Raw genomic sequence first — 22,474 nt, forward strand, 5'->3', positions numbered from 1 at the left:
ATTTGCGCTGGTTGAGCGGTAGCTTCCTTTGGTTTATTGAAAATAAAAATCACTTAAAACGCAGGGGTTGGCTGTTGCGTTGCTAATTCGCCAGCCTATGGCCTTATCGCTTTGTAATGAGGATAAGCCCATAGCGGCGCTATATAAGGAGATCCTTTTGCGTAATTATTTATTTTGGGGGATGTTTTTTCTTTTATTGACCGCCTGTGGTGATAACCGGCAGAAAAATGCCCTATCCCCAGAAGAGCTGAATACCAATATCAAGCCTGCAAGCCAAGCGACCAGAGCACACAATAAGGCTGTGGCGAAGCATTTACCCTTCACTGACAATTCGGACTTTCATTTGGCTAAGCGTGGATTTATTGCAACGATACCCGATGCACAGATTAAAAATACTATGGGAAGGGAAGTTTATGGCCTGGCACAGATGCAATTCCTAAATGGGGTATCGCAGGATACTGTAAACCCCAGCCTATGGAGGCAAGCTCAGCTAAATGCCTTGAATAATGGTTTATTCGAAGTGGTTGAGGGCATTTACCAGATTCGCTCGCTGGACCTAGCCAATATGACTCTGATCAAAGGGGAAACAGGTTGGATCATTGTCGATCCCCTGACATCCAAGGAAACAGCTGCAGAAGGTCTGGCTCTGGCAAATAGGGAACTGGGTGATAGGCCCGTAAGCGCGGTAATCTTTACCCACAGCCACGCGGATCATTTTGCAGGTGTAGCCGGGGTTGTCTCCTTACAACAACTGGCTGACGGTTCTGTAGATATTATCGCGCCGGAGGGATTTTCCGAGGAGGCGATCAGTGAGAATGTACGCTCTGGCAATGTGATGCAGCGGCGGGCACTCTACCAGTTTGGGGATTTATTGCCTTCAAGCCCGGAGGGATTTGTGTCCTCGGGGCTCGGCAATCGGGTTTCCGATGGAGAACATGGTATAGCCACACCCACCCGCTTGATCCCCGAAAAGGGGGCGGAAATGAAAATTGATGGGGTGGACATTGTTTTTATGAGCACCCCGGGGGCTGAAGCCCCTACTGAGATGGTTTTTTTCTTTCCCCAGTTTGACGCCCTGTGCATGAGCGAGATCGCCAATCACACTCTGCATAACCTCTATACCTTGCGCGGCGCTAAGACTCGCGACGCACTGGCATGGAGTCATTATTTAGAGCGTGCTATGGAAAAATTTGGTGGGCGTACCCAGGTGGTTTTCAGTAGCCATCACTGGCCCACCTGGGGTAATAGCGAGGCGATGGATTACCTGTCCAAGCAGCGTGATTTATACAAATATATTCACGACCAGACCTTGCGCCTGGCCAACCATGGCCACGATATGGTTGAAATTGCCGAACAACTGCAATTGCCAGAAGCCCTCTCCCACACTTGGGCTAATCGTGGTTATTACGGCACCATCAATGTGAGCGCAAAAGCGGTGTACAACCGCTACCTGGGATATTTTGATGGTAATCCCGCCAACCTTCACCCCCTGCCTCAGGAAGAGGCCGCGCTTCACTATGTGGAATATATGGGGGGGCGCGAAGAGATCATAAAGCGGGCGCGGCGGGATTATTCCCAGGGGAATTACCGTTGGGTGGCTATGGTCCTAAAACACTTGGTTTTTGCCGAGCCGAAAAATCAAGAGGCCCGTTATTTGTTAGCAGATACTTTCGAGCAACTGGGATATCAGGCGGAATCGGGTATCTGGCGTAATTTTTATTTGAGTGGCGCTAGGGAACTGCGTCACGGAGTTGAATTTCGTGAAGAAATGCGACCACCGGAAGAAATTGTGGCGAGAGTGCCTTTACAACTTTTATTTGATGCCATGGCGGTGCGGCTCAATGGGGAAAAAGCGGCGGATGCGGATATCCGCCTGAATATAGAGATGACTGACAACAATAATAAATACTTGGTGGTCGTTAAAAATGGCGTTTTACATGGTTATCCAGATCGCCACAGCGAAGACCCTTCGGCTAGTCTGGCTTTGAGCAGCACCGACCTACGGCTGATGTTCAGCGGTTTGGTCGGTGCGCCCACCATGATTAAGGAAGGCCGCTTAAAGGTGCGCGGTAACCCCCTGGTTTTGATTCAGTTTGGCAGACTCTTCGATAAGTTTGACCGGAACTTCAACCTGGTGACCCCCTAACTGCATGATGTTGGGAAGGGTTGGCATCAGAATCGATGGCTTCAACACCGCTGGCAGTCTGCGGGGGATGAAGCCTTTTCTTTGATCAATGCCAGTTGCTGGCAAGGCCAGTTTGGTCAAGCTGTTGCAATTGGCCTCGATTTTTAGTGCCGGTGACATACCGGTTTCCTTAGAGGTGAAATCCACTCCATTGCTGCCACTGAGCGCGGCAATTACAAGACCAGTATTTGTACCGCTCAGCCAACTATCAATCAGCCCGGAAGAAAGCAGGTCGATAGTTTCTATTCCCGTATAATAAGGCACAAAGCTCTCTGCCAGGTTGCCGCGTACCGATGAACCACCCACAGAATTCCAGGTAGCACTCTCTTCACTCCAGTCATTGGCAGCCTGGTAAATACCGAAGGTATTTCCTGAGCGATTAGTAATATTCAGCTCCAGGGTGGCAGAGCTGATGGAAGAGCAGCCGGAAAGATTGGATAGGTCAAATTTGATCAGCGTGTAGAGTGTGCCATAGGTGGAGTCACTGCCATCTGCAAGTAACCCATCGGAGTCTCCATCAAAATTCCTGGATGATTGGCGAGAGGAAATAAACACATCATCGCTTACCGGTAGAGAAAAGCTGCCACCGTTGTCCGTGTCCTCCTCTATCACACTGCGGCCCGCACTATTGGCCACCAGATTCATGGCTTCACCCAGGCGGTTGGCCGACCACCAGTTTACATTGTCTGGCAGGACCAATGGATCGGCGGCGCGTTCCTCCCAAGTCAGCGTTTCGGCTGTGCCATCGAATTGGGCAGTGCGCACCACCAGCCCCTCCTCGCTCACTTGGATGACTTTGAACTGCTGAATACTGGCCATATCAATGGTCCAGGATTTGGCATCGTTGGCCGATCGAGCCGGCGCTCCCCAGCTACCTTCACCCACGTAAACGGTGCCACCGTTGGTGGTTGTGGAAAAATTGCTACCACTGGGTATCACGGCTTCAGTCATCTTGGTGAGGTGGGTATCGGATTCCACCACCAGGTTCATGGCGTAGTCGTAGAAGGGTTGTGCCCACCAGTTAAACAGCGTGGGGTTGTCGGATTTGCCGCTGTAGTGGGGGAACATGGGTTTGTGATACTGGGCGAAACGCCAGTTGGCAGAGCTTCCATAGGTGGACAAATCACTCGATAACCAATTGTTCATCGCGCTGGCGTAAGATGACCAGCCACCGTTTTGGAACTGGCTGTTCAAGGTGTAAACACGCAGTAGCGGCGTTATTTGTACAGCGCCATAAGTGTCACTGGGTGTACAGTTGCCATCACCATTGAAATCCACCCCGAAGACTTCGCAGATGGTCGAGTAATTGTCATCCTCGTGATTGCCGTGGGTGGGAATCAGCGGATAGATGCGCTTGTAGTTATAGCCATCGATATTATCGCTGGAGTAGGTTAGCTCCCAGTCGTCGAGGAAGTCGCGCATTTCCGAAGCGCTATTGGCATTGGTAAAGTCACCACCGTGCATCACCGCGAGCGGACGTATTTTAGCCAGGAGTTCATTGCCCTTGCGGCGCGTGGTATGACCTGTGCGGGTATCGCCGCCGGCAACGACCACAAAAGGTGCATTTTGCGCAGGAGCCGTTTTAAACCAAAATCTCTCTCCACAGCCGCTTTGGTCGCACACCCGAAAATAAATGGGGGAGTCGGCATTCAGGTTTTGTAGGCGCACAAAGTGGCTGGTTATTCCGCCATCGAATGTTTCGCTATTACTGACAAATGCGCTATTCCAGCTGTTTTCATTGGTAGAGTAGCCATAGCTGACATAGGGGTTACTGCTGCTACCGTCGGGGGAAAAACCGATGACGGCACTATTGGAAGCATCGCCATCCCAGGCAAGGCGGTAGTGTTTGGTGGCAGCACTGGCATCGACTGCCAGCAACAATGCCGAAATGGTGAGAGCACGACCAATGTGTTGTCTCATTGTGGGAATTCCTCTGCTAAGTTGGGACTTTTCTTGTGAGAGCGCCACCGCCTGGAGGGGCAATTGCAAGTTGATGGCGCGCGGGAATTATTGGGGAGCGATATGACAGGTGCTTGAACGATTGGTTACCAAGCGTGTGAAAGCGGCATTGCGATAGGGAATTGTGATGGTTTGCCCATTTATAAAGTTAACCGCTGCTCCGCCGAATTTTAGATAAGAGTACACGCCCTTTAGAGGCAGATTTCCATCACTGGTCCAGTAATCACCACGCTGGGTTTTGGGGAAATATCCAGTTTCGATACTGGGGCTTCCGGGTTTTACTTCTGTTGTCACCAGGGTATGCAGCTCGCTGGCTGTGGGTAGGCGCCAGTGTTTTGAGCCACAGAGTTGTTCCTGATTGGTGTGGCGGATCAAATCTTCGGTATCACAGCGCTCAGCCTCAAAATAACAATCTCCATTATTGGCAACGCCCTGATTTTGTAAAAGTCGGGAATAAGTCCAGCGTCCATCGTGAATGTCTTCACTATCTGATTTAACCTCCCACAGCAGGCCGCTACGGCTATCGCAGACACAGGACCAGGGACCACCCCAGGCATGGATTACTTCTCCTTTGGCCGTCACTTTAGATAAATGGTATTGCGACGGCTTTGGAGCTTGCGGCGTGTGGATAACTGCTGCGCCGATTAGGCAGGCGGGTAGAAAAAAAATAAAAAAAAGCCGTGTGATCATAGCGCATTACTCAGATTCAGTTGAATGGCTCTGGTGTGTCGGGTGTGGGCAACTTGTGCATGATCAAATGCGGAGACCCATAGGCAGGTGCCATCTTCGATAGGGATATCCAGGGGAGAGGCGGTATTTAATTTACGCACTAATTCGAGCGTCCAATAACCATCACGCCAAACTCCCTTGGCTCGAACATCTGCGCGGTCGCCTTCAAAACGGTTGGAGGTATAGAGTACCGAGGGCATTAGGGTACCCGGTGCTACCTGATCACTTTCTGCTGAGTAGGGTTGGTAATCAAACCAGGAGATGGTCCAATCCAGTTTCCCCTTCTGATCCAAATTTTGGAAGGGGGCCAAAACCTTTGTATCGCTGGGTAGGCGCTTGGGGGTGATGTTATTGGGGGAATACCATTTCCAGTTCATCACATAGGCACCAGACTCCTTACCATCCTGCTGGTAACCTGCGGTATAGCGGCGTATCCCCGCACGCACTATATCTGGCGCGCCGATAAAATTGTCGTCTGCAAGATACATTTTATTGGTGCGTACCGCCTTCCAATGCCAGAGATCGTGCAGTTGGCCCGATTGGCTATAGTGGTAGCCCTTGCCGTGCCAATTTGCCGGCTTATCCGGCAGTGGTGAACGCCCCAGATGTGCGGTGCCCGCACCGGCAAAATCACAGTGACTGGAAAGTAATAGAGCAAATTTGTCTTCGTAGTAGCGGCTTTCATCAAACTTCTCAAAACCCTGCTGCTGTATTTCCCAACCCTGATCAGTTTTAATCAGAGGTAGGTGAGCCAGGCTTTCTGTAGGGTCTTGCCATGAGATGTGGAAATAAATCTCCTCACCATTTTGCAGAGCTTTGAGACGTATATCGGTACGGCCTTGATAAAAATTGGCTCCCCCATCAGTGCTGATTTGTAGTACTTCAGCATCCGCCCACTGGGGCTCATTGGCATGGCCATCAATATCGATAATCGCGTCGGCGGGAATTGTGGAAACCGGTAGTTGGTAATAAGTGAATCTGCTTAGAAGCAGCCAGCCGCCCAGTAGGAAAATGATTAGAAAACTGCATGATAGGATCAGCTGGGCTCTTCTTGTTGTGGCGGGTTTGAGGATATATCTCAGGGCATTTTGCCCGAACTGCACCAAATACACTCCAGCATGTAGGAAAATGTAGGCCGTAAGTCCAAGTGCAGCGCAAAAATGTAGCGTTCTGGTCAGAGGCAGTTTGCTAATTCCGGCAAAGAGCAGCCAGCCACTGGCCAGCGAAATTGCTAACAGGCTAATGCCTCCCCAGGTCACTACCCTGTGGTAATTTAATGGCTTGTGCCCATATTGCTGTCGGGCCCGAAAGCGACGTAAAACTCTCGAACACAAATAGGCCAATGCAACCAGTGAAAGCAGAATTGCAGAGAGAAAGTGCACACTGTGGACTTCACCTTGGGGCAGCAGCTCTTCAATAGAGGCAATGGCAGGTTTACTCAATGTGGCAATACGCAGCCCACTAAACAGGCTGCAAGTCACCGCTATTACTAGTGCTGCGTGAAGAAGTATCCACACGGGACTTTTTGATCTGTCAGACATGGCTAGGCCCTAAAAAAGCGCTCAGGCTATCGACGGGATATGACAGTTTAGAGAAGCCTGTGGATGGCTGAGAAATGGTAAGAAGTTATTCTCCCGCCAAAGAAACAAATTTAGCGGTGAAGTGGCGTGGGGTTGCACATCTTTGATTTCGCCCCTCATAAAGAATTAGCTATAAACTGTCGTAGAGACGTCAGTTTTAACCTTTAGTTAAAGAGAGATTGGTCTTGTAATAGAAATGCTTTGAGGCCTTCTAAGGCCTTGAGGGACCCTGAAAGGATACTTATTTGGGAACTCGTTTTTGAGCTAATCGTGATCTTCATGACGAAAGTCTAGGAGGATTGAGCCTGAGCAAGGGTGGTATGTAGCAGGTTGAGTACATCAGGAAATTATCCGGCTTAGGCTTCCAATTAATCTAAGGAAGGGCTTGTCGTATTAGAGCAGTACTGCCACCAAAATCCCAACTGAGTATTTCCGCTCCTGCGGTTTTTCTATCTATCTGTGAACCAACGTCATCTCAGTTTTAAGGAGATACTGTTCAATCTTTTTAGATCCCAGTTGCTCGTGGTGCTGAGATGGCCAGCATCCAGCTGCATATCAAGATATGATCTGTGCAGGCAAAGGGTGGGGAGATAGAGTCTTATGGCGGCACTCGATCACTCTAGTCCTTAATTAGAAGACGTTTGTGATGTAGCACCGCTAATTTTAATGGGCTTATCTCTCAAGCATTAATGATGAGGGACGACATCGGTAATGCGGTTGTAGAGATGTTGCTTGAGGTAGGCTCTCTGTTTTTTCAGGCTTGAATAGTGATCGTCATCCGTACCGATGCCACTATCCTGGAGTCCTCTTATCTGTTTATCCAGTTTTCGGTAAAGGTCATTATCCAGCTTGAATTCTACGTCGTCCCTGATCAATTGTTTGATGATTTCGGCATGCTCGGGAAAATCCAGCTCCAGTTCATGTGCGGCAATGGACATAAATAATCTCCCCTCAATCCAGTTAGAGCATCAAGCATAATTTTAGTTTGTGAGTGATTGGTCACAAACTTTCATGAACCAATTGCAGCTTGTGGCTGCTAGTTGTTTGGCAATGTTGTGGCCTGATTAGTTCAAAAAGCAGTTTTATCTGGCGGCTGGACAGTTTTTTGAGGGTGAGATAGTCCGTTGTTTGAAGGGGTAACGGTAGGTAGAAGTTTTTATAATAAAATAGTCTATCAAAAGAGAATTTTTGAATGACCGGTTTTTTTCAAGCAACATCGTTATAAGTTTTTGAATTTCACTATCACCGGATAGTTTCTTATTCTGGGAGTGGATTGATGATAAAAAAACAACGGTTTTAAGTATTGCAGCAGCCGTTATTTTTATATTGAAAATGGAAAAATTTTAAATAGTGGAGCGCTTGATGCGTTTTGTAAATAAAAAGGCCTGGCAGGAAAATCTGCCAGGCCTTTAGTGTAGAAATGATATCTAAATTTTAATTAATAAAATTTAGATTTTTAGGCGGAGGCCTCCAGCGGAGCAAAGCGTAGCTGACGCCGTTGCAATAGCTCCCCGAGGTATAGCTTCAAGTAAGCGGCAGCTGCTCGCTTACCCTCAGCCGCGGCCTCCTCGGTAATTCTGCCGAAGCGCGAGTAGGCTTGGGAGCAGAAAGAATCATTGATATTGATGGCGCACATAAAGCGATCACGCCAGTCCTGAGATGGGGGCAGCTCGAACTCGCGAGACAGATTCTTAATTAAGGTATCTGCCAAGCGCCAGTTGTTTTCCATCTGTAATTGACGCAAAGCCCAGCTGGATTGTGGACCATAGTGCACCTTGAGCGCGGAGATATTATCCTCGTAATAGCTACGCACTAAATCGCACAGATGGTAGAGCATATCCTGCCAGCTATCTGCCGGTGAGAAGTCAGAGTGCCCCAGTACTACATCGCCAAACGACTTGTAATGGCGTTCTGCCAGGGCGGTCAGGCTTGCATCTACACTCGGGAAAAAGTGATACACAGATGCAGCGGGAACCCCTGCCACCTGGCTGAGATTAGCGAGGCTGATATCCGTGGAATCCTGCTCGGAAATAAGAGTTTCCAGCGCATCAAGAAGCTTTTCATACTTCTCGCGGCCGTTTTTACGTTGTGGTTTGCGCGGACTAGCAGTGTCGCGCCGGCTAATAGCCCGTCGATCGATTTGGTTCAAATTCCCCTCCCCTTAGACAAGCGCAGTTGGCAAGCGCCAGAAGTGCGCTTTACTTCCTTGTAAAAAATTGTCTTCTGGAATTGATGATTATTATCGTACCAATTTCGGGGAGCAAGGGGATTTTGTTCGAATTGTGGGATAGTTCCGCGCTGACAGATTGAATTTGATTAAGTGTTACTATCCCACACAATTCGAAAAAGCTGTGTTAATGATAGTGAAGTTCGGTGGCTTTGCCGCGAAATACACGGTAGGAAAAGGCCGTATAGATAAGAATGACTGGTATCACGATCAGTGCGCCCACGAGAATGAATTTCAGGGAAACGGTGGCACTGGCTGCCTGCCAGATATTCAACTGCCCGGGCACTATATCGGGATAGAAGCTAAAGGCCAGGCCGGTAAAGCACATCAGGAAAATGGTTACTACCAGCGCAAAGGGCAGTGCGCTGTGTCTGTCATTGGTCTTGGGTAACCTGGCCAGCAGAAGGTCATTAAAAATAAAGGCTAGAAAACACAGGGTGGGTATCAGGAGTACAAACATCACTAAGGGATAACTAAACCAGCGATCAAAAACGGTTGGATTGACCAGTGGATTGATTGCGGAGACTGCGACCACTCCGAGAAGTGTTGCCCGTCCAGCCCGGCGCGCCCAGCGCACAGCGCGCTCTTGTAATTGGGTCTCGGTTTTCAAAACAAGCCAAGTGGAACCCATATAGCTATATGCGGCGGTGACCCCCAGAGCGCTTACGGCAGAAAAAAGCTGAGCCTGCCAGCCCGGTTGGAACCCCATCACATACTGTCCCAGCATATAACCTTGGGCCAGGGTGGTGATAATCGATCCGGCCTTGAAAGTTCGGTCCCAAGTGAGTTTGTACCCCACGGCTGCTTTAGCACGAAAGTCAAAAGCAACACCACGTAAAATCAAACCCACCAACATAATGGCCGCAGGGATATAGAGGTGCATCAGTATTAGGTTGTGGGCAATTGGAAAGGCGATAAGCAGCAGACCGATAGCGAGTACCAGCCAGGTTTCATTAGCATCCCAGAAAGGGCCGATTGAGGCGATCATGGTATCTCGCTGGGCCTCATCCTCCTCACCAAGGGGGAGGAGGATACCTACCCCCAGATCGTAACCATCCAAAATGGCATAAACCAGAACTGCGAGGCCCATCAGGCCGATAAAAATAACGGGCAGCCAATAGGCTGCGGAAGATGCGGCCTCACTCATGGGATTCCCCCTTAGATTGCTTTTGGGTGGATTCTGGCAGGTTGGTTAGGCTGCCTCCGGCAAGAGGTTCCTCGGTTTCAAATTCCTCTACTTTGACAGACTTGAGTGCCATCACTTTAAGTGTGTTGATATAGGCATAGAGTAGGACGACATAGACAACAAGATAGAGTGTGAGGGAAAAGCCCACATGGGATGGGGGAATCGGCGTTACGGCATCTGCCGTCCTCAGCACTCCGGTCACCAACCAGGGCTGCCGACCAATTTCAGTCACATACCAGCCTGCCAATGTGGCTACCCATCCAGCGAACGTCATCCCCACAAGGGTTTTGAGCGCCCAGCGGGGTAGCTCTTTGCGCCGCCAAAGGAGGTAGCAGCCGCCCCAGGACACAACCAGCATCAAAAGTCCCATACCTACCATAATCCGAAAGGCGAAAAACACCGGGGCTACTGGAGGGTGATCTTCGGGAAATTCTTCAATTCCCTTAATCTCCCCGTTTAATTCATGGGTCAGGATAAGGCTGGCCATTTTGGGGATAGCAATTTCGTAATGATTGGTTTTCTCTTCACCATCGGGAATGGCAAACAGTAGCAGTGGTGCGCTCCTTTCTGTCTCCCATACCCCTTCCATAGCTGCCACTTTCTGTGGTTGGTATTTAAAGGTATTGAGGCCATGCAGGTCGCCGACAAAAATCTGGATGGGAATAAAAACGGCCGCCAGGGTAAGCCCGGTTTTCAGAGCCAGACGCGGTGCCCGCTTTGGGTCGCCTTTGAGTATCCGGTAAGCAGAGATACCCGCGACAAAGAACGAAGCGGTGAGACCTGAGGCCAGTAGCATGTGGGTGAGACGGTAGGGAAAAGAGGCATTAAAAATAATAGCCAGCCAGCTCTCGGGATAGGCGACACCATCGCGCAGCTCGAATCCGGATGGGGTTTGCATCCATGAGTTGAGGGCGAGTATCCAAAAAGCCGAGAGGGTGGTGCCAATAGCCACTACAAAGGCTGAGAAAGTGTGAACTTTACTGGGGACGCGTTTAATCCCAAACAACATGATACCCAGGAAAGTGGCCTCCAGGAAAAAGGCGGTAAGTACTTCATAACCCAGAAGAGGCCCGGCGATATTGCCAACCCGCGCCATAAAGCCCGGCCAGTTGGTGCCAAACTGGAAAGACATGGTGATGCCACTTACGACCCCAAGAGCAAAGGTTAGAGCGAAGACCTTTACCCAAAAGCGATAGGCACGCATCCAGACGGGGTTGTCGGTTTGGTCATAACGAAGCTTGAAAAAAACGATAATCCAGGCGAGGGCGATAGTGATAGTGGGAAAGAGAATATGAAAACTGATATTCGTGGCAAACTGTATTCGGGAGAGGATCAGAGTATCTAGCATGGGAGCCTCTGCTGGTCGGACTAATTTATTAACCAGATAACCGGGCGACTCTTCCTAAGCGGCCCGGGGGTGCCCGTCAAACACCATTGCAGGAGTATGGACCCGCAGTATTTTTTGAGCGACTGCCGACGCGGGGTCGGCGGCGGTATATCCCTATAACACCGATGTTTGTTGCCTGAGGGGCAATTCAGGCAGATGCTTATTCGGAAGTTTTTCCCCCTGTCATTTTACTTTTCAGTTCCAGTAACTTGACGATGCCGGAGCCCAGTTTCATTAGCCGGAGTAAATCATCGTGATCCAGCTTACTCAGGGTATTGGCAAACTCCTCCAGCAACTCCAGTAGGCTATAAACCTCCTGAATTTTTTCCTGCGCTTGAACCTCTTGCTCATCCTGGGGCTCATTGAGTAGAAGCTGGCGCAACAGGCTCAGAGTCGGGTCCAGTTCGCGCTTGCGTCGCTCCTCAAATACGGTGCGGGCGAGCTCCCAGATGGAACCAGCAGCGGTGAAATAGTCTTTGCGGTCACCCGGCTGGTGCTGTAGCTCAATAAGGCGCCAGGCTTGAAGTTCCTTGAGACCCATACTCACATTGCCTCGGCTGATCTTCAGTGCCTGGGCTAATTGCTCGGCGTTCAGGGGGGAGGGGTGGATGGTAAGTAGGGCAAACATCTGACCTACGGTGCGGTTGAAACCCCACCGGTTACCCATTTCTCCAAAATGCAACACAAAGGCTTGGGCTTGACTAGAAAGTTTCATTAGATTCTTAACTTTCAGAAATTTCTGAAAATTGTAAATGTAAATTGACCTAAGTCAATAAATAATTGGAAAAGTTTTGTATTGCGGTCTTCTGGGGTAGTTGGCGGAAGAAGAGTCATTGATTAATAGGGGGAAGCGAATGGGACGATATCGTTGATAGAGGCATTTTCGCTTCTCTAGGGAGCCTGGGAAGGGAGGGTCTCCAGTGCCCGTTGCAGCCAGTTACTGGGGACAATAAAGCCGCGACTAATTTCTCCCTTCCTTCCCACAAGGGCAGCACATAGAGGCTTATCGATTGAAGTACTTTCCAACTCTGCAGCGAGTTGCTTGAAAGATATACCACGAGCTTCGTCCCATTTCATCGGCGCTAGCCATGCTTTCTTGGGAAGGTGGAGCCAGAGCTGATCTGCTATGTCATTTTCCTGCAAATGACTTTTGAAAGTTTCCAGGTTGGCCCACCAACTTTTATCTTGCTGGTGTGCGTGCTTCTTATTGGAAAACTGATGGTCGTGAAATTGCAGGGGGGTGAAGAGGCGACCGGGCATCAGTGTCCATTGCTGTTCAATGTGAAGCCCTAGTGCCTCTAAGAGAGGTTGTACTTCCAGTTGCTGGATAATAGGCAATTGATGTTCGGCCATGCGCTTTAACTTGATATCCAGACGGTCCCTGAGACCTGGGCCAACCCAATAGCCGCCGGGAAGGGCGAGGTAGAACTTAATTGCAATCTCCCAGTGTTCACAGCGGTTATTGGGTAAGTGGTGGACCACAAAATCCAATTCACCGAGAGTCCTACCTTCGATACGTAAAGGCAGGTTCTGATGTAGTAATTGGTAGTCGGGGTGGAACTGAAAAGCAAATGACCAGAGGCGCTCAAAGTAAACGCCAAGGCGGCTGGTAGGTTTGTGTTGGTCGCTATCTATAAGGTGGGTCTCAAGCTTATTGATCAGCTGTTGTTTAACTTCTTCGCGGGAAAAATAACTGTGCAATTGGCTGTGGCGCTCCATAGGCAGCCATGGCAGTTGGATGGCATTATTTGTTTTGGCGATATCAGTGCTGCCCAGTGACCAGAGCAGGTTGGACCAGTTATCCACAATAGGGTTGGGACACTTATCGCTCATAAAAACCCTATCAGCTTCACAAAAGACTTCCAGATTCTATCAGAGTCGGCACTTGCCTGATGGCTGTGATAGGGTTCGTCTTCGAGTAGCACAGTAAATAATAAAAACAGACAATCCCTATATAACTTCTGGTGTGGATTACTGGCATCTGTAAAAGCGTAATCTATGTTGTAATAAGGGCGGCTAATAGCCAGAAAATAATAAAAAGAGGAGGTGAGTGTGGAATCAAGCCCTATGATCTCGATCGGTCTGCCGATAGCGCTGTTTATCATTATGGTGGGCATTGGAATGACCCTAACCGCCAAGGATTTCCAGCAGGTGACAGTTCAACCTAGCGGACTATTGGTGGGTACCCTTACCCAGATTGTATTAATGCCGCTTGTGGCTTTCGCCCTGTGTTGGGCTCTCAGTTTACCCGCATCGATCGCCGTGGGTTTGGTGATTATTGCAGCCTGCCCAGGTGGGACAACTTCAAACCTGTTTACTTTGCTCGCCCGCGGAAATGTAGCGCTCTCCATTGTACTAACAGTTTCTGCAAGTTTGATTACGATTTTAACTTTACCTTTTTTCACTAACTTTGCCCTGCAACAGTACTTTGGAGCAGAGCAGGAAATTGTCCTGCCCTTTGCCAGGACTGTGACTATGTTATCGATCATAGTCCTGTTGCCTGTGGTGATTGGTATGTTAGTTCGTGCTTGGAACCCCCACTTAGCCAGTCGTGCCGAGGGCATTGTGAGTATTTTCGGGGCACTGGTACTGGTGATTTTGGTAGTAGGGCTGGTGTGGGGTATGAGGGACCGGATAGGGGAGCTTATGTTGTTGGCCGGCCCCTCTACCATTCTATTGAATGTATTGGGGGTGCTGGCTGGATTAATTATCAGTCACTTCTGTGGGCTTTCCCGGCGGGATAGCCTAGCCGTAGCTACTGAGCTAGGTATTAAAAACGGTACTATTGGCCTTATGGTGACTCTCACTTTAATGCATTCCAGTGAAATGTCGGTGCCTTCAGCGGTATATGGGGTGCTGATGTTTCCATCTGGGATGTTACTCGCATATTTCGGCCGTAAAAAGGTGCGCGAAGCTGGAGAGGAGGGTGCTGCTGAAGTTGGTGGGACTGGATGAAATCCTTTCAGTTCAATTGCTTTAATCCAATTTCTCAATATAGGCACCCAGACGTGAGAGATCTGGCACACTGATACGACCGTAGGAACACTCTATCAGTCCCTGCGATTCAATATTTTTAAGTACCCGGTGTACCCCTTGCCGGGTCATACCCATGGTGTTGGCGAGTAGCTCTTTGGTGAGCCGAAAACTGCTTGGGCTACTTTCGTGTTCACTATTATGCATTTGTGCCATAAAGAATAAGCGCCGAGCAATTCGAGCCTCAGTGCTGCGTAGTACATCGTCCTGGATAATGGACATCACTGTCCAAAGCCTGCGGCTGATTTGCTCCAGTGCTATTGGATAGGCATCTGGATGTTGCTTCATTTTTTCCCTCAGCAAATCGCCAGGTATATCGACAATTACACAATCAGTATGGGCGCGGGCTCCAAATACCCGCGGAGTTCCTGGGCAAAAAACCGTATCACCAAACCAGGTTCCACTATCTAAGATTGCAAGGGTTGCCTCACGCCCAGCAAAATTACTGGAGCAGATTCGTACCTGCCCCTTGGCAATAATGGAAAGGCGTTCCAAACTGGAACCTGAGGGATAGATAGTATCACCTTGGGTAAAGGGCTGGCATTGTGCTTTCTGGGCTAGAAACTCCCGAGCCGTACCGGGTAAGCCGGCTAGTAATGGGCATTTATCGAGGCAGACCTTATTATTCATTCGTCAAGTGTAAACAATTTGACAGTGTTTTCAGCGGGGCTGATCCAGAATTTGGATTCTAATAACATCAAGGAGTGCATCATGTATCTGGAAACTACGCCCTCACTGAAGGGGCGCGTCAGCGAAGAAGAGTGGCAATTACGCGTAGATTTGGCGGCAGCTTACCGTTTGATAGCCCACTATGGTTGGGATGATACTATCTTCACCCATCTCTCTGTACGTATTCCTGGGCCGGAATCCCATTTTCTAATTAACCCTTTTGGCATGTTTTTTGAAGAGATTACCGCTTCAAGCTTGGTAAAAATCGATTTGCAGGGAGAAAAGGTAGATGAAAGTGCGGCTATAGTGAACCCGGCAGGATTTACTATCCATAGTGCTATCCATGAGGCGCGGCAAGATGCCCACTGCGTTATACACACCCATACTACCGCTGGTGTAGCTGTCTCTGCCCATGCTGAAGGTCTACTGCCCATTTCCCAGCAATCATTATTTCCTCTGTCGAGTATTGCTTATCACGACTATGAGGGGATTGCTGTGCGTGAGGATGAAAAGGCACGCTTGGTGGCTGACCTGGGCTCAGCCAACTATATGATCCTTCGCAATCATGGGTTACTCACCTGTGCCTCTACCGTTGCCGATACTTTTTTGGCAATGTTTATTTTGCAACGCGCCTGTGAGATTCAGGTTACAGCGCTTGCTGGCAATCCCCCGCTCACCCCGGTTCCTCAGAATATTGTGGATAAGATTGTTAGCGAAGGTGATATGGTTACCGGTAATCAGGGAGGGCTTTTGGCTTGGCCTGGATTGTTAAGGAAACTGGATAGAAATAATCCTGGGTATGCTGAATAGATGAATCCCAACATCCCCTAAAAAAAGTTCTTTCAGAAAATTGCTTTTTAGGAAATTAATCACGAAGTGAATAAATTAAGTGGGGCAATGAAGATTTAGGTGTCAGTGTTAAGAAAAGAACCCCTTGGGGCCTAGCTTATGGGCCTCATTTTCAACAAAATGGAGTAATATGGGATTTTTATCCCTATGAGCTATCGTGGGCTAATCAACGGTAATTAAATATGCTCCAGTACTTCCTGAAAAAAAGATTAAAAAAACACGATTCTAATAATAATTTAAAAGTGGAGTCTTTGATTTTAAGCCATCTCCTAGGTTTAAAGGCTTTGAATTGTGAATCTCTCGGTGTTGGCAACAATAAGTCGCATAATATAGTCATTTCTCTAACCTCTTATAATAAACGTATTCATGATGTGTATTTGTGTATAGAGAGCCTATTTCAGCAATCGCTGAAAGCAGATGCGATAATTCTATGGCTATCCTTACGTGATTTTCCCGATAAGAGATTACCTGAGATACTTCGGAAACAGCAGGCTCGGGGCTTACAAATTCAATTTGTAGAAAATGATTATGGGCCTTACATGAAATATATGTTTGCCTTTGATAAATTTCCAAGTAGCCTCATTGTTACGGTGGATGATGATGTGCTTTACCCTTCAGACACTATCGATTTATTGTACCAGTCTTATTTGAGGGCTCCTTCACATATTCATTGTCATCGGGCGCATAAGATACAGTTGGATCGAAGGGGAGAATTAACACCCTATGAGTCATGGCGTTCATATGGGTTAAATAGTGAGCCATCCCCTTTTCTTTTCGCTACAGGTATGGCTGGGGTTCTATATCCACCTGACTCATTACATGAGGATGCTTTTGATAGCAAAAAATTTATGGAGTTATGCCCATCCGCCGATGATATTTGGCTCAAGGCAATGAGTTTGTTGCGGGGGAAATTCGTTGCAAGGGTGCCCGACTACCGTTATTGGAGAGAGCGCTTTCTCACTATTCAAGGGTCTCAGGTTCAGCAATTAAAAGAGGTCAACCTAAAACGCACTGGCGGTAATGACTGTAAGATTAGACGGGTATTTTCTGAGTACCAGCTACTTGACTACTTACAAGGTGAGAAGAAGCCTGCCTTGGTCATCAGTTAGGGGCTAATCGTGGAATGGGTAACTTACTATATAGTGAGAATAGTGGGAGTTTTTTCTGGTTATTTTTTGATCTTTTTGGTGCGTTTGATCTAAATATTGAGTAGAAGTTGGATTATTGTTCGAAACCAGGTGTTTAAGTGGCTAATTTGGAGAGCGTCTGGCATAATCCGCCAAGTTTGTACCCACATTTGACCCCTTTATATTGATGGTGCTCTTAAGCTGGACGGTTCGTTGTTCGGCTATTCGGTACAATAGGTTGAGTCTACTGGATGGCCCTGAATGTTCCAATACTTTTTAAAGAAGCGTTTAAAAAAGCACGACCTGAATAATAATTTGAAACTGGAAGCACTTGTTCGCTGTCAGTTGCTTGGTCTTCACGCTTCAAATAGTGCTGAGCCTGGGGTAGGTAACTCTAAGAAACATAATATTGTAATATCTCTCACTTCATACGATAAGCGTATCCACGATTTATATTTGTGTATCGAAAGCCTATTTCAACAGTCAGTAAAGGCTGACACAATTGTCCTGTGGTTATCTACCAAAAACTTCCCTGATAGAAGTTTGCCTGAGTCCTTGAAAAGGCAGCAACAGAGAGGTTTACAAGTCTTTTTCGTTGATGAAGATTTGGGGCCCTACAAAAAATATACTTATACTTTCGACAAGTTCCCTGACAGCTTGATTGTTACTGTTGATGATGATGTTCTTTATCCGCCGGATATGATTGATTTACTGTATCGGGCATATGAAAAAGATCCATCCAAAATCTACTGCCACAGGGCGCATAGAATGCGCCTGGATAAAAAAGGGACATTGCTTCCTTATGGGAGTTGGCAGAGTAGTATAAGGGATTCCGAGGCTTCTCACTTGGTATTCCCAACTGGAATGGGAGGCGTTCTTTATCCCCCTAATTCTTTGCACAAAGATGCTTTTGACCCAGAGAAATTCATGACCTTGTGCCCGAATGCAGACGATATCTGGCTTAAGGCAATGAGTATTAAGAACGGAACATTAGCGGCCCGTATATCCGACCCCCGCTGTTGGAGGAACAGGTTTCTGATGATCCAGGGCTCCCAGGATCATGCTTTGATGAAGGAAAATCATACGAATCGTCAAGGAAACGATTTTAAGCTTGAAAAAGTTTTTTCTGAATATGATTTATACCACTTTTTAAAGTCCTAAATGACTTAGTGGAGATTGAGTTTACCACTTATATCGAAACCCAAGCTCCAGCCCTCCTGTAAAACTATCTCCAAGATTTTCCAGGCCGCTGCTGAAAAATAATTCGGAGTAGATAGAGCAATGATCACCACACTCTTCATAGCTGGCCCCCATACGCAAATCCGCATACCAGATATCCGGTTTTTGGTAGAGCCTGGTTCCAGAAACAATGAGGTCGGTCTCTTGATCGAGATTCAAGGTCAGTCCCGGAGTTATGTAGTACCCAAAGCGTTCCAGAGGTAGGGAGCCATACATTTTTCTACTGGATTTGCGTTGACTTTTACGTTTTTCAAAAGTGGCGCCTAGGCGTAGTAATAGGCCATTGTTATTAATATCGCCTACTTTAACATCATAGGTATCTTCAAAATTCTCAGCCTCCTCAGAAGTGTAAATCAGTTGCGCCTGAGGGGTAATAGAATAGTAATCATAGAGCTTAAAGCTCCACCCCCCTTCCAGAGACAGGCCGTAACCGTAACCTTCACTGCTGTTACGGAGTGTGCGTAAATCCTTTGCATCGAAGTCAAAGTCAAACCAACTTAGCTTGAACTGTGCATCCAGATACAAACCTTGATAGCCATACCAGGTTAAATAGCTGCTGAAACCGTATGTCTTGGCATTAATAGTGCCGTCACCAAAAAAAGACTCCACGGAATTTCTTGAATCGCCATAATGCAGTGCCAAACTCGCGATTGGAGTAGTGCCAAGCACCAATAGATTAAGGGGGAGATCGGCACCCATTTGAAGCTGATAGTATGTTTGATCCCAGCTCGCCCAAGTGGTGGACTCTTTGGGTGTTGTGCTGATATAGCGCGCGCCATTACGTATCCATAGTCCCTTGCGATCAATGGCGGTTTCCATTGCATTGGTATAATCGGTGCTATTGACATCCCGATAACTACTACCAACCCAGTAACGATTACCTACACGGCTACGTAATGTGGAGGGAATATTTAAGGAGCGTAGAACTTGTGGAAGGGTTTCATACAGTACCGCAGCGGGCTGCCAGCGAATCATACCGCCTTCAGGAAATTGGCTTGAATTACTTATCGTAGAGCGAAGGTACCATTCTCCATCATGATTTCCCGATAAATCATTTTGGTGCAAAGTATAGGCGTAAGCTCCACCAATTGTCGCGGGCTGATCATCTTTGGTTACATAGTCGCCGCTTAAAATAAAGGCATTTTCTGTGGAGTTACCCTCAATAGAAATCAACTTAATTCCGTTATCTTGGGTGCGCGCGCCAATACCATTGAGGTTGTGAATAGTAATGTAAGTAGAACCACTTGCATCTCCCCTGATCTTCAACTGATCACTGTTAGCAGTACTGTCACTAAGTACCACATCCATCCATAAGCGTCCGTTACCGCCAATATAGTGACCGTAATTATTGTCACTATCTTTTTGAATGATTAAAGTATTAAATTCCTTATTGACTAAGTCGATAGTGCCTTCATTAGCCACATTGCCAGTAATTCTATATTCCTCGGCATCAATAAATGCCTGGCCACCCCATTTAATATGCAACCCCAGTGGATTATTGTCAGCGTCCAGGCCACCACCAACATTCAAACTTCCAGACAAAATAATTTTTGAGCTACCCCAAATAACGACCCGCTCCCAGTTAACTAGCTGATTACCATCCACACGGTAATCGAGTTTGAATATCAATGTATCGATGTCCCCATCTTCTGCGCTGAGATCATCGCCGCCATCTAATATGGCATCTCCCTCGAAGGAATAAGAGTCAATGACCAGTTTGTCTGAACCGGGGCCGCCGCGTATTTCATTACTTATGCCTTCATCCCAGTGGATATAATCATCCCCTTCACCCGCATCTAGATAGTTAAAAATAAAACCACCATCGAGGGTGATTTGGTCATTACCTTCGCCACCCCAAACATGGAATGTGAGGCCGTCTAGAATTTGGATGTCGTCGTCGCCGGCTCCCCCATGAATACCGCCGCCATTAATGTAATCACCTACATCACTAAGGCGCTCATCCAGCACAATAAGATCGTTACCATCTCCTCCATATACAGAGTCGTTGACTATTGCCCCTTTAATATAAATGGTATCGTTACCGCTTCCCCCAAATGCGCTATTGATAGTGCCACCATTTAACTCCAAGGTGTCATTGCCGCCTAATCCATCGACATCGGCTTCTTCTGCATCATTATCTTCGTCGCAAATAATTTGATCCGGTCCATCGGAGCCCAGGTTGTCTGGTGTACATAGCGCCATTGCCTTTACTGGAGAAAACGAGATTATCCCTATTGCAGCCATTATTATCAGGGGTCGAGTATTAACTATGTCTATAAGTCGGGTTTTTAAGTCTATTTTTCCCACTGTAACCCCGGCGCATAGTTTCATATATGAAATCCTGTGTCTTAAAACTTAGTGCCAACCCCAATATTGATAATCCATGGATCGTAATCGAAGTGCGCATATAGGCGATCTGATCCCAGTTCTGTAGGGAAATTTACCGTGGGATCGGTATCTGACATGTAGTAAAGAGCCGCAAGATTAATTAACAGAGGGTAGCGAAATTGGCGGAAATCAAAATTGAAGTCAACGCCTCCCTGAAAGGCCCAGTCCCAGGAGTGTCCCATATTGAATGAGCCGGGGGCTACTGACATATCAGAGTCCATCAGATATTCATCAAATTGGCGGCTTATGGATACTGTATGGTAATCCGTATAATTAATACCTGCACCGAGATAGGGGCGTGTAATATAGGAGGGATCGAGAAAATACCAGTTTGCAAAGGCAAGAGTTGTTGACGTTTTAAAATCACCGAGTTTAATCTGGCTGCTGCCTGGATTGCCCGTAAAGTTATCTAAGACTACATCATAGGAAGCGCCATTGATGTGCATTAATTCGAACCCCCAGCGATCCGAGGGGCGCCATACCCCGGAGATTTGCCAGGTTTGGGCAGTGTCTATTTCCCAGGTTGAATTATATAAATCCCAGTGTTGTAGAACCCGATATTTCAGGGAGGTTCCGGCATCATTGGGGGTAATATAACTGAAACCGAAGCGCACCATAAATTCGCCCCAGTCAATGTTGCGCCAATCCTCCTGGGCATTGACGTTGAATGAACTGGACGCAAAAAGAAATATAAAAAATTTGAAAATTATTCCCTGAATTTTCATCATTATTCCCTTCTGTGAAAATCGATGACGTACGGCGTCATTTTTGTTACATACAGCTTAGCTCTATGGATGATTTTTTGACTCTCCAATAGGTATCCAAAAAGTAGCAGGATTCGGCGGGTGCACCGAAAATTTGACGAATATTAAATCAGGAATCTATTCGGGATGAAGTTGGCCATCGCCGCGTGAATATTTAATTTGGCTTACTGATTCTGAGGTAGCGGCCAGCTAATACCGCTCTCTTCCGGTACAGTCTCCAGATTGCGGGCATACTCAAGGAATTCTGCGGCCGCCGGCGATAATGGTCTGGATTTACGCCTGGCTAGATACCAGTGGGTAATAATCGGCAGAGACTCCACTTCTAAAATGGCGAGTCCTGAATGTCCGCCGAATGCGAGAGTATGTTCGGAGAGGATGGACACACCCAATCCAGACATTACGGCGTGCTTGATGGCCTCATTACTCTCGATGGTCATTCGTATGTTGAGATCGATATGTCTCTTTTGCAGAAAACGCTCAATCGCGTGGCGGGTACCCGATCCCTCCTCCCGGCGCAAGAAAGGGCTGTTGGCAAATTCTTCCAAAGGTATCAGCTTTCTACCCGCTAATGGATGCTTCTCCGGCGCTATAGCCAACAACCGGTTGGGCAAGAATTCTACCAGTTCCAGGTCTGGGTTTTTTGGGGGATGGCTGAACACATAAAAATCATCCTCATCTTCGCTGGTGTAATCGATGATCTGCTGGCGGTTGCCTACGCGAAAGAGAATATCCAATTGTGGATGTTGCTCATAGAACTCGCCGATTAGATGGGGAATAAAGTATTTGGCGGTAGTGACGACTGCCAGCTGCAGACGGCCAGTTTCCAGGCCGCGCAGTTTAGCCAGCTTCAGTTCCAGGTATTCATAGCTTTTGAGTATTTCTCTGGCACTGTCCACCAGGGTCAGGCCAGCTTCGGTAAATTGCAGTTGCTTGCCCACGGCATAGTAGAGGGGCAGACCCACGGCGCTGGACAGTTTGGCCAGCTGCATGGAAACACTGGGCTGCGTCAGGTGCAGTGCTTTGGCGGCGGCACTGATGCTGCGCTGCTCGTATACCGTGAGCAAAATCTCCAGTTGCCTGGCGGTGCCGATTCGGGCATGAGCTCTGCTGGATGGCATGTTATTTACACCTATAGATAAATATTGATAGATA

Annotated in this window: 18 protein-coding genes; 5 read left to right on the top strand and 13 right to left on the bottom strand. The window is 47.7% G+C overall.

The genetic code is table 11. The annotated features are described in order from the left end of the window. Positions 1 to 157: 157 nt before the first annotated feature. Positions 158 to 2,146, top strand: coding sequence for an alkyl/aryl-sulfatase (locus LC073_RS01530; protein ID WP_226642653.1), 1,989 nt, complete (start codon positions 158 to 160; stop codon positions 2,144 to 2,146). On the opposite strand, the gene LC073_RS01535 is transcribed toward LC073_RS01530, so the two are convergent. The 9 genes from LC073_RS01535 to LC073_RS01575 form a co-directional block, all read right to left on the bottom strand. Then, positions 2,057 to 4,105 carry a DNRLRE domain-containing protein gene (locus LC073_RS01535; protein WP_226642662.1) on the bottom strand — a complete coding sequence of 683 codons (2,049 nt, stop codon included), beginning with the start codon at positions 4,103 to 4,105 and terminating at the stop codon, positions 2,057 to 2,059. The two genes, LC073_RS01530 and LC073_RS01535, sit on opposite strands and share 90 nt — an antisense overlap. 87 nt (positions 4,106 to 4,192) lie before the next feature. Continuing rightward, positions 4,193 to 4,834 carry a DUF1566 domain-containing protein gene (locus tag LC073_RS01540; RefSeq protein WP_226642664.1) on the bottom strand — a complete coding sequence of 214 codons (642 nt, stop codon included), beginning with the start codon at positions 4,832 to 4,834 and terminating at the stop codon, positions 4,193 to 4,195. Further along, entirely contained in the window at positions 4,831 to 6,414 is a 1,584-nt protein-coding gene (locus LC073_RS01545) for an ethylbenzene dehydrogenase-related protein (protein WP_226642666.1), read from the bottom strand. The genes LC073_RS01540 and LC073_RS01545 overlap by 4 nt, the downstream gene beginning before the upstream one ends. Positions 6,415 to 7,139: 725 nt before the next feature. Further along, entirely contained in the window at positions 7,140 to 7,391 is a 252-nt protein-coding gene (locus tag LC073_RS01550; protein WP_226642668.1) for a YdcH family protein, read from the bottom strand. A 518-nt stretch (positions 7,392 to 7,909) separates the two neighbouring features. After that, complete coding sequence (locus tag LC073_RS01555; RefSeq protein WP_152454866.1) at positions 7,910 to 8,602, bottom strand: TetR/AcrR family transcriptional regulator; 693 nt, start codon at positions 8,600 to 8,602, stop codon at positions 7,910 to 7,912. A 205-nt stretch (positions 8,603 to 8,807) separates the two neighbouring features. Continuing rightward, entirely contained in the window at positions 8,808 to 9,827 is a 1,020-nt protein-coding gene (locus LC073_RS01560; RefSeq protein ID WP_226642670.1) for a cytochrome d ubiquinol oxidase subunit II, read from the bottom strand. Continuing rightward, on the bottom strand, positions 9,820 to 11,214 hold the full coding sequence (locus LC073_RS01565) for a cytochrome ubiquinol oxidase subunit I (RefSeq protein ID WP_226642671.1): 1,395 nt from the start codon (positions 11,212 to 11,214) through the stop codon (positions 9,820 to 9,822). The genes LC073_RS01560 and LC073_RS01565 overlap by 8 nt, the downstream gene beginning before the upstream one ends. Positions 11,215 to 11,413: 199 nt before the next feature. Beyond that, positions 11,414 to 11,968, bottom strand: a complete 555-nt coding sequence (locus LC073_RS01570) for a GbsR/MarR family transcriptional regulator (protein WP_226642673.1) — start codon at positions 11,966 to 11,968, stop codon at positions 11,414 to 11,416. Between the two features lie 176 nt (positions 11,969 to 12,144). After that, the gene (locus tag LC073_RS01575; protein ID WP_226642675.1) at positions 12,145 to 13,086 is read right to left on the bottom strand and encodes a DUF1853 family protein; all 942 of its coding nucleotides are present in this window, start codon (positions 13,084 to 13,086) and stop codon (positions 12,145 to 12,147) included. A 219-nt stretch (positions 13,087 to 13,305) separates the two neighbouring features. On the opposite strand from LC073_RS01575, the gene LC073_RS01580 reads away from it, so the two are divergent. Beyond that, positions 13,306 to 14,208 carry a bile acid:sodium symporter family protein gene (locus tag LC073_RS01580; RefSeq protein WP_226642677.1) on the top strand — a complete coding sequence of 301 codons (903 nt, stop codon included), beginning with the start codon at positions 13,306 to 13,308 and terminating at the stop codon, positions 14,206 to 14,208. A 21-nt stretch (positions 14,209 to 14,229) separates the two neighbouring features. Here LC073_RS01580 and LC073_RS01585 read toward each other — a convergent pair whose 3' ends face one another. Continuing rightward, entirely contained in the window at positions 14,230 to 14,916 is a 687-nt protein-coding gene (locus LC073_RS01585; protein WP_226642679.1) for a Crp/Fnr family transcriptional regulator, read from the bottom strand. Between the two features lie 81 nt (positions 14,917 to 14,997). Between LC073_RS01585 and LC073_RS01590 the strand changes: the two genes are divergently transcribed. From LC073_RS01590 to LC073_RS01600, 3 genes are all read left to right on the top strand, one after another. Next, the gene (locus tag LC073_RS01590) at positions 14,998 to 15,765 is read left to right on the top strand and encodes a class II aldolase/adducin family protein (protein ID WP_226642681.1); all 768 of its coding nucleotides are present in this window, start codon (positions 14,998 to 15,000) and stop codon (positions 15,763 to 15,765) included. A gap of 221 nt (positions 15,766 to 15,986) precedes the next feature. Further along, on the top strand, positions 15,987 to 16,913 hold the full coding sequence (locus LC073_RS01595; RefSeq protein ID WP_226642683.1) for a hypothetical protein: 927 nt from the start codon (positions 15,987 to 15,989) through the stop codon (positions 16,911 to 16,913). A gap of 279 nt (positions 16,914 to 17,192) precedes the next feature. Further along, positions 17,193 to 18,092, top strand: a complete 900-nt coding sequence (locus LC073_RS01600; RefSeq protein ID WP_226642685.1) for a glycosyltransferase family 2 protein — start codon at positions 17,193 to 17,195, stop codon at positions 18,090 to 18,092. Between the two features lie 21 nt (positions 18,093 to 18,113). On the opposite strand, the gene LC073_RS01605 is transcribed toward LC073_RS01600, so the two are convergent. From LC073_RS01605 to LC073_RS01615, 3 genes are all read right to left on the bottom strand, one after another. Beyond that, positions 18,114 to 20,372: an autotransporter outer membrane beta-barrel domain-containing protein gene (locus tag LC073_RS01605; RefSeq protein WP_226642687.1), complete on the bottom strand. Its 2,259-nt coding sequence runs from the start codon at positions 20,370 to 20,372 to the stop codon at positions 18,114 to 18,116. 146 nt (positions 20,373 to 20,518) lie between these two features. After that, complete coding sequence (locus LC073_RS01610) at positions 20,519 to 21,286, bottom strand: OmpW/AlkL family protein (RefSeq protein ID WP_226642689.1); 768 nt, start codon at positions 21,284 to 21,286, stop codon at positions 20,519 to 20,521. A gap of 200 nt (positions 21,287 to 21,486) precedes the next feature. After that, the gene (locus LC073_RS01615; protein ID WP_226642691.1) at positions 21,487 to 22,440 is read right to left on the bottom strand and encodes a LysR family transcriptional regulator; all 954 of its coding nucleotides are present in this window, start codon (positions 22,438 to 22,440) and stop codon (positions 21,487 to 21,489) included. Between the last annotated feature and the right edge of the window lie 34 nt (positions 22,441 to 22,474).

Source organism: Microbulbifer variabilis (genome assembly GCF_020524905.1).
Taxonomy (GTDB): Bacteria; Pseudomonadota; Gammaproteobacteria; order Pseudomonadales; family Cellvibrionaceae; genus Microbulbifer; species Microbulbifer variabilis_A.